At 35.8% G+C, this 5,433-nt stretch carries 5 protein-coding genes; 4 read left to right on the top strand and 1 reads right to left on the bottom strand.

Features of this window, described 5'->3' with window-relative positions; translation table 11 throughout:
- Nucleotides 1-345 precede the first annotated feature (345 nt).
- On the bottom strand, nucleotides 346-1,269 hold the full coding sequence (locus tag JO950_RS21095) for a LysR family transcriptional regulator (protein ID WP_202704411.1): 924 nt from the start codon (nucleotides 1,267-1,269) through the stop codon (nucleotides 346-348).
- A gap of 361 nt (nucleotides 1,270-1,630) precedes the next feature.
- On the opposite strand from JO950_RS21095, the gene JO950_RS21090 reads away from it, so the two are divergent.
- The 4 genes from JO950_RS21090 (at nucleotide 1,631) to JO950_RS21075 (ending at nucleotide 5,214) form a co-directional block, all read left to right on the top strand.
- Nucleotides 1,631-1,930 carry a hypothetical protein gene (locus JO950_RS21090; protein ID WP_202704410.1) on the top strand — a complete coding sequence of 100 codons (300 nt, stop codon included), beginning with the start codon at nucleotides 1,631-1,633 and terminating at the stop codon, nucleotides 1,928-1,930.
- Between the two features lie 30 nt (nucleotides 1,931-1,960).
- A complete protein-coding gene (locus tag JO950_RS21085; RefSeq protein WP_202704409.1) occupies nucleotides 1,961-2,914 on the top strand; it encodes an L-threonylcarbamoyladenylate synthase in 954 nt (317 codons plus the stop codon).
- Nucleotides 2,915-3,024: 110 nt separating this feature from the next.
- On the top strand, nucleotides 3,025-3,987 hold the full coding sequence (locus JO950_RS21080) for a sodium-dependent bicarbonate transport family permease (RefSeq protein WP_202704408.1): 963 nt from the start codon (nucleotides 3,025-3,027) through the stop codon (nucleotides 3,985-3,987).
- A gap of 258 nt (nucleotides 3,988-4,245) precedes the next feature.
- Nucleotides 4,246-5,214, top strand: coding sequence for a YheT family hydrolase (locus tag JO950_RS21075; protein ID WP_202704407.1), 969 nt, complete (start codon nucleotides 4,246-4,248; stop codon nucleotides 5,212-5,214).
- The last annotated feature ends 219 nt before the right edge of the window (nucleotides 5,215-5,433 follow it).

Genomic DNA, 5,433 nt, shown 5'->3' with positions numbered 1-5,433 from the left:
TTTATAATACAATGGATCTTTCTTGTATTTACCCTGATTTCGATACTTTATTTTATTCTTAAACTTAAGTTTATTTCGAATACAGAAGTTATGGCGACAATTTTATTTTCGTTGCTACTAGTAGGTATCTACTTCCAGTATTGGGGATTTCTATTTTAATAAAAGAGCCTAAAGTTTCACGCAGATTTTTTCCGCTCTATTATCTGCTGAATCTGCAAAATCTGAGGGAAAGTAAAAGAGAGGCTGTCAAATAAAATTTGACAGCCTCTCTTTTTTTAGATTATACACTCAAAGTAATTTTTTAGTAGAATAGCGATACTTAGTCTGTAGTACTTCAGTTCCTGTTTACGACTCTTCGTACCAGCCAAATTTATCTTTCACAATAGTATCTTTTTCCTGTTTCATGTATTCCAGAAGCGAGGCAGAAACAGGAGAATGTCTTTTTCCTTTCAACCATATTAAGCTCCATGTTGTTTTAATAGGCAGTCCTTTAAACGGAATAATCTGCAGTTCCTGATTATGCAATTCATTTTTGATTCCAATTAAAGGCATAATCGAACAGCCTAAACCTGCAATTACGGCTTGTTTAACCGCTTCATTAGAGGTGAGCTCCATTTTCTTCTCCACAACAATAGCATTTCGATCAATAAAACGCTCCATGGTTTGGCGTGTACCTGATCCTTTTTCCCTAAAAATAAGCGGCATGTTTTTGAATACTTCCTGCGAGTTTTTACTGCTTTTGAACTTCGTTTTAGTATTACTCACCAAATACAGCTTGTTTTGCAGCAAATCTAATTTTTCGATATTTAAGTTTGAAGGAAGGATAGACACCAAAGCAAAATCCACTTCGTTTTTTTCTAAACTGCTAATCACTTTACTTTTATTTGTCACATCCATCTGCAATTCAATTCCTGGATGTTCCTTAATGAAATCCGCTAAAAAATAAGGCATTACATATTTACCCGTTGACACAACAGAAATTTTTAACTTTCCCGTTAACTGTCCTTTGTAAGCCATCGTTTTGAAGTTGATAGCCTCTACCTGACTTACTATTTTCTCCGCAATTTCTGCAATCTCCCTTCCAAAATCGGTAATACACAATCTTCGGCTCACCACCTCTGTCAAAGGAATATCAAACTGATCCTGAAGATTTTTGAGCTGAATAGAAACCGCAGGCTGTGTCAAATGAAGTTCTTCTGCCGCTTTGGTGACACTTTGTGTCTGCACCACTTTTAGAAAAATCTGAAGCTGATGTAAAGTATAGTTCATAAAAATATTTAATGTAAACCATTACAAATATAAATAAAAATTTATAAGTATAAATAATCAACTTTGCCAGCGTTTAAGAACCCGGGTTTTTATGAATGAAAGAGAAGCATCGAGAATGGTATAACATTAAAAAAGTCTAAAAAAGAAAAGAGTAACATTAACTAATATAGAAAAATGAAGAAAAAATTAGCTGTTTTTAAGATCCTGTTTTGTTCAGTCAGTCTCATTGCTGCAATTATGGGAGCTGTACTTTTTGAAAATCTACTATTAAGAAGGCTTTCAGATGCCATAATCATTGTAACATTATTAAATCTTATTCGATTATTAATCAGTAACAACATTATAAATTTAATCCTTACCCATGAAAAACACACAAAAAATTCAATTAATTAAAGGAGACTTCACAAACGACGAAGCCAAAGAAATTTTACTCAACCTGATCAATGCTAAAATTAACTTTCACAACCTTAAAAACTTTAGTGATGATGAACGTTCCGGAAAACAAGACGAAATTAGTTTAAAGAGAATAACCGAACTTACAGAAAGTCAAGAGGTAATTTCCCAAATAATAAATCACGCAACAAAGGAGAATCTAAAAATAAAAATAGAAAGCGACATCTTTTTAACGGTTGAAGTTCCGTACACAATAACTGAAAATTAAGCACAACAACCGGAAGAGAACAGAAAAAATATGATAAGCAACGATATTGAACTCGCAGCCGAAATAGTAAAAAATGAAGGTATAATTGGTTTTCCAACCGAAACCGTTTATGGTTTAGCCGGAAACATTTACAGTACGAAGGCAATTAACAAAATATATCATATCAAACAGAGACCATTGCACAATCCGCTAATTGTACATATCAAAGCCATCGGAGATTTAGATCGGATCGCCATTGAAATTCCGGCGATTGCGAAGATTTTGGCACAGAAATTCTGGCCTGGACCCCTTACATTATTGTTAAAAAAGCATCGCAATGTTTCAGAACTCATCACAGCGGGACATCAGACAGTTGCTGTTAGAATTCCGAATCATCCTGTAGCATTAGCGTTGCTGCAACAATTAGATTTTCCCTTAGCTGCTCCCAGTGCTAATCCATTTGGGGCCATTAGTCCAACTACACCCGGGCATGTTGAGGCTTACTTTAAGGAAAAACTTCCAATGGTATTAGATGGAGATGCCTGTAAAGCCGGAATAGAATCAACTATTGTTGGATTTAAAGGAGAAAGCGTAGTGATCTATCGTCTAGGAGCACTTCCCAAAGAAGAAATAGAGAAAGTCACAGGACCGGCAATCCTGTTTAATAAAGAAGAAAATGCTCCTGAAGCTCCTGGTATGCTGTCTAAACATTATGCTCCTCAGTCCACTTTATATGTAACCGATAATCTTTCGGAGTGTATTGGAAGATTTTCAGATAAAAAAATAGGATTGTTAAGGTTCATGCAACACATGGAAGAGCAGAACATTAAACATCAGGTCGTTCTTTCTCCTAGTGGTAACCTGAAAGAAGCAGCTTCAAAGCTGTATGCCGCACTTCATGAATTAGATGCTATGACAGTAGATATTATAATTGCAGAGCGTTTTCCGGATCATGATCTCGGACGAACGATTAACGATCGTCTTGAAAGAGCCTCAAAACAATAAATAAAACAATTTTTAATGAAAGATACCTCTTGCAGGTAACTCAGATAACAGTACCGCTTTTTCTGTGAGAGAGGCAGTAATTACAGTAAAAAATATAAAAGTCCAAACATATGAATCTTAATTTATTGCTTGAAAATTTAACCAATCCTGCACTGCTTTTTTTTGTCTTAGGAATTATAGCGGTCTATTTAAAGAGTGATCTCGAAATTCCTAAAAACTCTTCGAAGTTTATTTCGCTCTATTTATTATTTGCTATTGGTTTTAAAGGAGGGCAAGAGCTGTCCCATGAAGCTTTTACAAGTGAGATTGTCTGGTCAATGTTATTCGGGATTTTGATCTCGGGAATAATTCCGGTTTATACCTTTTTCATCCTCAAGAGAAAATTAAAGGTTCATGATGCGGGTGCAATCGCTGCGGCTTACGGTTCAGTCAGTGCGGTTACTTTTGTTACGGCCGTTTCGTTTCTGGAAAGTCAACAATTGGCATTGCACGGACACATGGTTGCTATTATGGCTTTAATGGAATCTCCGGCGATTATAGTAGGATTGGTTTTGATCTCCTTCTTCAATAAAGACAAAACAAGCCCTATTCAAAAACGTTCCGCACTAAAACATTCTTTAACCAATGGGAGTGTACTTCTTATTTTGGGAAGTTTAGTTATAGGTTATCTCGCAAGTGAAAAACAGGCGCAGGGAATAGAGCCCTTTACAAATGATTTATTTAAAGGATTCTTAGCCATATTTTTACTGGATATGGGAATAACAAGCGGGCAAAAAATGAAATCCTTCTTCTCTTTTGGATGGTTTCCTTTCCTTTTCGCAATTTTCATTCCTTTGCTTAACGGATGCGTTTTTGCAGTATTAAGTTCGTTTGTAACGACAGATATAACCAATCGTTTCGTCTTTGCGATATTGGCGGCAAGTGCTTCTTATATTGCAGTTCCGGCAGCAATGAAGATTACAGTTCCTCAGGCAAACCCGGGATTGTTTCTGCCAATGGCTCTGGCAGTTACTTTCCCGATAAATATCACCATTGGATTGCCTCTTTATTTTCTTATTGTGCAAAATTTTTAAAAGTGTTTCCTATTTAGTTTGATAGGAATTAAAGGGAGAAAGAGTCAGCCAGGTTTAAATAAGTAATTTTACTTATAAACGGTACGCATTGTGTCTATAAGTAAGGATTATCATTAGAGGTACTCCTCCCTTTAGTTTCCTGTTAATTTATGTAGTTGGGTTGTTTTGTTATTTTTAAAAGTAAAATAAAAAAGAGAGGATTAAGTTTGATATAGATTGATTTCTTAGATTTGTATAGCACCATAAAACTATTTAATCATGCCATTAATTGAACAATCAGAATATAATCTGCCTTCTATTATGCATCGCAACAGGCATATTTCTACCATTTATGCTGCTTTGTTTAAAAAGTATGAAGTTCCCGAATATACAAGAAAAAAGCATGAATTAAGCGACGGAGATTTTATAAACATCGATTTTATTATAAACGACTCTAAAAAAGCAGTCATTTTATGTCATGGTTTAGAAGGTGATTCGCGCAGAACCTATAATAATAGTTGTGCTGCTTATTTTCGAGAGAAAGGCTTTTCCGTTTTTGCATGGAACAATCGCACCTGCGGAGGCGAGATGAATCGTCTTCCAAGACTTTATCATCATGGTGCCGTAGATGATCTTGACGAAGTAGTCCGGTTTGTTTTTCAAAAAGAATTCGAAGACGTCTATTTGATTGGGTATTCAATGGGAGGAGTGCAGCTTCTGAATTATTTAGGCTGGACTAAAATTGATGAACGCATAAAAGCAGCAGTTACAATTTCGGTACCTACACATATTGCTACAAGTGCTGCTGTACTCAAACAAGGTTTTAACAGGGTTTATTTAAAGAACTTTACAATTGATATCAAAAGAAAGCTGAAATACAAGGCAGCACAGTTTCCCGATTTTATAAACCGGGATCAGATAGATAAAATTTCGTCGTTTGATGAAGTCGATCAGTACTTCACAGCACCGCTGCATGGCTTTACAAGTCGTGATGATTATTATCAGCGTGTTTCTCCTGAATTCTCCCTTCAAAACATTACCACCCCCGTTTTAATTATTAACTCATTAGACGATCCTTTTCTGGGAGAAAGATGTTATCCCAGAGCTATAGCACAGGACAGCGCCTACGTGTATCTGGAAACACCAAGATATGGCGGGCACTGTGCTTTTCCATTGCGTGACTCAGAGTATTCCTATGCCGAGAAAAGAGCTTACGAGTTTTTTGAGTCGTGCAGAGCGCTTACATAGTATTTACATAAATCTTAATTGAATTTCGATAGCTCATTTAGTGTATCACTTAAGAAAGATCAAGTATATAGTAGTAGATTTGTTTATTGTACTTATATAGTATACAACCCGACAGGTTTTTAAAACCTGTCGGGTTTGTTGTTTTACTACCTATATATAAGGAGTGATTTTGCCTAGCTGAATATAAAGAGTGGTTTTTGTCCGGCTGAGCGAAGTCGA

This window comes from Flavobacterium sp. UGB4466 (assembly GCF_903469665.1).
In the GTDB taxonomy this organism is placed as follows: Bacteria; Bacteroidota; Bacteroidia; order Flavobacteriales; family Flavobacteriaceae; genus Flavobacterium; species Flavobacterium lipolyticum.
Note: the sequence above shows the minus strand (reverse complement) of the source record. Positions and strands in the feature narration are given on the sequence as shown.

What these genes read in the sequence shown, in the direction of transcription:
- JO950_RS21075 (WP_202704407.1), top strand. Translation starts at nt 4,246, where the DNA reads ATGCCATTAATTGAACAATCAGAATATAATCTGCCTTCTATTATGCAT.
- JO950_RS21090 (WP_202704410.1), top strand. Translation starts at nt 1,631, where the DNA reads ATGAAAAACACACAAAAAATTCAATTAATTAAAGGAGACTTCACAAAC.
- JO950_RS21095 (WP_202704411.1), bottom strand. Translation starts at nt 1,269, where the DNA reads ATGAACTATACTTTACATCAGCTTCAGATTTTTCTAAAAGTGGTGCAG.
- JO950_RS21080 (WP_202704408.1), top strand. Translation starts at nt 3,025, where the DNA reads ATGAATCTTAATTTATTGCTTGAAAATTTAACCAATCCTGCACTGCTT.
- JO950_RS21085 (WP_202704409.1), top strand. Translation starts at nt 1,961, where the DNA reads ATGATAAGCAACGATATTGAACTCGCAGCCGAAATAGTAAAAAATGAA.